At 70.5% G+C, this 5,088-nt stretch carries 3 protein-coding genes; all 3 read left to right on the forward strand.

The annotated features are described in order from the left end of the window. Positions 1–137 precede the first annotated feature (137 nt). On the forward strand, positions 138–530 hold the full coding sequence (locus tag VFW24_04395; protein ID HEX5265988.1) for a PH domain-containing protein: 393 nt from the start codon (positions 138–140) through the stop codon (positions 528–530). A gap of 247 nt (positions 531–777) precedes the next feature. Next, positions 778–2,799, forward strand: coding sequence for a hypothetical protein (locus tag VFW24_04400; protein ID HEX5265989.1), 2,022 nt, complete (start codon positions 778–780; stop codon positions 2,797–2,799). Between the two features lie 489 nt (positions 2,800–3,288). Next, on the forward strand, positions 3,289–5,088 hold a 1,800-nt coding region (locus VFW24_04405; GenBank protein HEX5265990.1), incomplete at its 3' end, for a hypothetical protein.

The raw sequence follows: 5,088 nt of genomic DNA on the forward strand, positions 1-5,088 counted from the left end.
ACCGGCCGCCCGACCCTGGCCCTCCGGCCCCGGGTCGGCCAGTATTGGGCGTGGTCTCCCCCGTGGGTGGCCCGCCCCGGCAGTCCCCGCGGACCGGTCACGCCGTGCGGCGGGCGGCCCCGGCCCGGAGGACCGTTGTGACCGCTGAGATCGTCTGGCCCCAACCCGAGCGCTCCCTGGAGGAGATCCTCGGCAACCCGGTCGGGGCCCGCCATTCGGTCGAGGCCCTGCCCTCGCTGCTGCACGACGGGGAGCGGGTACTCACCGGCGCCACCGCCTTCCTCGAGGGGCGGTCCGGGCTCGTGGTCGCCACCACCGAGCGGCTGCTGTTCCTCCACCGGGACGAGCCGCTGATCGACTGGGACTACCCCAGCATCGGCCACTTCCGGGCACTGGCCGGACTGGTCGTCGCCGATCTCCAGATCGAGCGGGGCGACGAGCGGGCGGTCATCAAGCAGGTCCATCCGCGTCAGCGTCTGTCCGAGCTGGCCGACATCCTCGGACGCTCACCCGCCGCTCCCAGCTCCTGAACGGCTCCGGCGCCGGTCACACACAGTGACGGAAAGTCGTTGATCTCCGGGCCACCACCGGCCCGATTTTCCTGATCCGCCCAGGTTTGCCGGTCCTGAGCAGGGGCTATGTGTGGCGCCAGGCGGCGGACTGTCACTCTGTGTGTTGACAAATCGGGCCAAGGGCCGCGAAAGTCTCACAAGGCAGAACTCGCCATAGCGGTTATCGGCGGGTGTTCACTGAACCTTGAGAAGAAAGTTGGTCGGGGTGAGTAGCAGCGGGCGGGTCGACCAGACGTGGTCCCTCCGAGTCCTCCACCGCGTGCAGGCCGGCATGCGGGCGGGCCTCCGGGTGACCAGGGCAGCGGAGCTCCAGATCCAGACGGCGGAGGAGCCGGTGGTGCACCGGCTGCCGGGCCGCCGGATGGCCAGGCGATCGGTGGCTTCGGCCGGCGCATTCGCCACGGCCCTGACCGCCGTGCTGGGGGGCTCGGTCGGCATGGCCGCGGCCGCCCCGGCCACCCATGCCGCCAAGAGCTCTGCGGGAACGGGAGCGGCCGGTACGACGACGACGGCCTCCTCGCCCGCCAAGGCCGCCAAGTCGAGCCAGTCGGCCCCGGCGACTTCGCCACACTCGACCTCGCCCGGCACAACCTCGGCCCAGTCGGCAACCTCGGCCCAGTCGACAACCGCCCAGTCGACCGCCTCGGACCAGTCGACCGCCTCGGACCAGTCGGCGACGGCCGGGTCGACCGGCTCGGCTCCGGCGGCGACGAGCTCCCCGGCGGCGACGCCCGCCGCCAGGACCGCCCCGAGCGCGACCTCAACCTCGGCTACAGGCGGAAAGTCGGGCAAAGCGGGCACAGCGGCGGCTCCGGCCGCGGCGATCAAGGCGGCGGCCACCCAGGGGTCGACGTGCGACAGCAGCGGGAGCGGTGAGGCCGAGCTGGCCGACGCCAGCCCCACTCCCACCTACAACCAGGGGGTCCTCGACTCGAGCGCATCGCTGCTCGACGCGGCGTCTTCGCACGCGCTGAGCTTCACCTACTTCGACGAGGCGGGCTTCGTGGCCACGATCTGGAACCCGGCGACCAGCGTCCCGGTCCTGATCCCGGGCGCGTCCACGACGACCAACAAGGCACTGGGCACCGTGAGCGAGGGTGTCGGGTCCATCACCGGTCCGTTCCCGAGCGCGCCGGGAGCCTCGCAGTACTCGGTCGGCGCCCCGCTCGTGGGGCACTTCTCGGTCACACCGGGAACCTCGGCCGGCACCAAGAGCGGGGTTCCGGTCAGCGGGACCGTCCCGGCCCTGGCCACCGCCATCAACCAGGCCTCGCCTGCCCCCGGCTACTACGCCATCAGCATCACCCTGGCCGACGACGACGACAAGACGCCGGCGCCCTGCTCGATGCAGTGGGTTGAGCACGTGGCGGCGCCCGCACCTCCCCCGACACCGACTCCCCCGCCTCCGGTGGTTCCCCCGAGTGTCACCCCTCCGCCCACGGTTCAGATCACCAAGCTGAACAACGCCGCCGGCACGGGCTTCGGCACCAGCGAGACGGCCGCTCCCGGGTCGACCTCGGTTCCCTACCGGGTGACGGTGACCAACCCCAACGCCTCGCCCGGGACCCTCACGGTCCTGACCGACACGATCGACGGGGCCACGATCAACATCTGTCCGTCCCTGATCGGGACCGTCCTGGCCCCGTTCGGGCAGGTAGGTGACTCCGTGACCTGCGACTTCACGGGTCCGGTGCCCTCGACGCCCACTGTCGACACCGCCGGCACCACGCTGAGCGTCAACGGCGTGCTGGTCAGCGCCACGGCGCAGTCGACCGTCTTCCCCCCGGTCCTCGGCGTTCAGATCCCAGCGCCTCCGGCGCCGGTAGCGCCGCAAACCCCCCCGGCCACTCTGGCCTTCACCGGGGCCCCGGTGGGCAAGATGCTCGCCGCCGCCCTCGGGATGATCGCCGTCGGCCTGGCCCTGCTCGGCGCGTTGCAGCTGGCCCGGGAGGAGAGGCGCCCATGGTCGGGGTTGGCGTTCGCCCCGATCGGCCGAACGCGGGGAGCCACCCCACGCGCTCACCCGGGGTGGTCGTCCGGCCACGAAGGCGCGCCCTCGGCGCATCAAACCGCCGGGAGCTCGCCTCCTGGGGGACGGGACTGGCTGGTGGCCTACCTACAGGGGGGCTGGACCCGTCCGAGAAGGCCTGACCGCGGTCCCGGGCACGGTCATCGCCCGCCGCCACCGTCCCGCCGGACCGGATTCGGCCGTAGACCGGGCTCCTGAAGCCCCTCAGCGCTCCCTGAGCGGGCGGTCTGTGACCGGTAACCCGCTGAATTCGGCTGACAATCGCGCCATTTCGTAGAATCTCGCGCGCCCATCCTTTGCCCATGGCACTGCGCCGCGGTTTGCGGCAAGATGACGTCCGCTGTAGGCGATCGTGAGGGCTCCGGGTATCGTCCCGGCCGTCGGGAGCGTCGGTGGGACCACTCGGCCGGGGCCTCTCAGGAGCCGGACAGCGGACTCTCACCACAGTGAGTGGTGATCTTCGGCGAAGCAGGAGGGGCGATATCGGCGGGTTTCACCGACCGTGGTGGCAATCGAGCGCATTGTCAATGCGCAACGGATCCCCAAACTTCACCCAAATTACGTATCGAACTACCACTCTGGGTGTTGACATACGCGCCAAGGCACGCCAAAGTCAGAAGGTGCTAACTCCCTCCTGCCGGATTCTCGGTGGGTGATCCGGAAACCTTGAGCAGAAAGTTGAAAGAAGTGGACAACAACGGTTGGGTCGACGAGACGTTGCCCCTCCGGATGCTGCACGGCCTGCGCAACAGCGTGCGCCGCAACATCCGGAGCCAAGGGGCGATGTTCTCCGAGACAGCTGAGGAGCCGGTGCTGCCCCAGGCAGCGTTTGCGGCGGCCACAGCGCCGGAGGCACCGCGTACGGTCGAGCCGACCGTCGAGGCGCTGCCGGCGCTTTCCATGATCGAAGAGCAGCCGGTCGTCGAGATTCTCGACCAGCCGGCCGCCTCTGCGCTCGAGCCCGCCGCCTTCGCCGAGGAGCCGGCCCTGGTGCGGGCCGCCGAGTCGCGTCGGCAGCACCGCCGGCGTCCCCTGGCCAAGGCCGGACTGGTCGCATCGACCGTCGTGGCGATGGTCGGCGGGACGGCGGGGGTCGCCTTCGCCAACGCCGCCAACCCCCTGCCCACCTCCGCGGGCACGGCCACGGTCAACGCCAACGGGACCGTGTCCGTACACCTCAGTGGGACCTGGTCATGGGGACCGCCGGCCGTTACCAAGGGGCCCCAGGACTGCGCCGGACGTTACGGTCTCGGCTGGGCGGTGGACTGGTGGGGCATGAGCGCGAGCTCGAGCGCCGCCAGCATCCCCGGGCTGACCAACGGGGCCGGAGCGGCTCTCACCCCGGGCGGGTCGATCCCGTCGGGGGGCCAGTTCTTCCACGTGAACACCAACGACGTCTCGTCGGTGGCCGGGCACCCGACCAGCTACGACGGCTTCGACACCTTCGCCACGGACTGCACCCAGGACGCCAACGGCAACGCCCAGGGGAACTGGTCGGCCACCGCCGTCTACCCGAGCGCAGCCTCGATCCCCCCGCAGCTCTGCGTGATCATGTACGACCCGCACGGCAAGGAGACGAGCGCCAGCGGCAGCTCCAAGGACTACAGCACCACCGGCGACGACGACAACTCCATCCAGACCAACGCCTTCAACCCGGCGGGCAGCAACTTCTGCTTCACGCCCACCTTCACCAACCCCCAGACCCTGGCAGGAAACATCTTCCTGTGTAACTCCGCCGGTCAGCAGACGACCACGCCCCCGAGCGATGCCGGGACGCTGAGGTCGACGCCCCCGACGGGCACGAACGAGACGGGGCCGTCGGGCGGCAACAGCTTCGGGCCCTCCAAGGTCACGAACTCCGGGGACTGGACGGTGACCGCCGGGGCACCATCGGGCTTCCACTTCGTCTCGTGCGGCAGCAACGCCGCCAACCTGACGGGGAACAACCCGGCCTCGGCAACCGAGACCGTGAACGTGCCGGCGGGCGGGACCGGAACGGCCGTCTTCTACGTGGTCCCGAACACGGTCGTCCAGACCCTGACCGGCCAGATCCTCACCTGCGCCACCAACCCGCCGACGGAGGTCCACACCGGCACCCTCTCGGCCACCGGGCCCGCGGGCAGCACGGCAATTCCCACGCAGGCCGATCCGATCAACGCGGTGCCGGTCGACTCCGGTAACTGGATTGTCAGCGCCACCGCTCCGGCCGGGACGCAGTTCGTCTCGTCCTGCGGCCAGACCGGGAACGGCACCACCGCCCACCAGACGGTCAACGTCCCGCCCGGGCAGTCGGGCACGGCCACCTTCTTCGTGACGCCGAACCCGAACAACCCGAGCCTGACCCTGACCAAGACCGCCGACGTCAGCACGGTGACGGCCGGCAACAGCTTCAACTGGACCCTGGTGGCCCACAACGCCGGGCCGGGGAACGCCACCCATGCGGTGGTCACCGACCCGATTCCCAATGGACTGACCATCAACGGCACG

This window comes from Acidimicrobiales bacterium (assembly GCA_036273495.1).
Classification (GTDB): domain Bacteria; phylum Actinomycetota; class Acidimicrobiia; order Acidimicrobiales; family JAJPHE01; genus DASSEU01.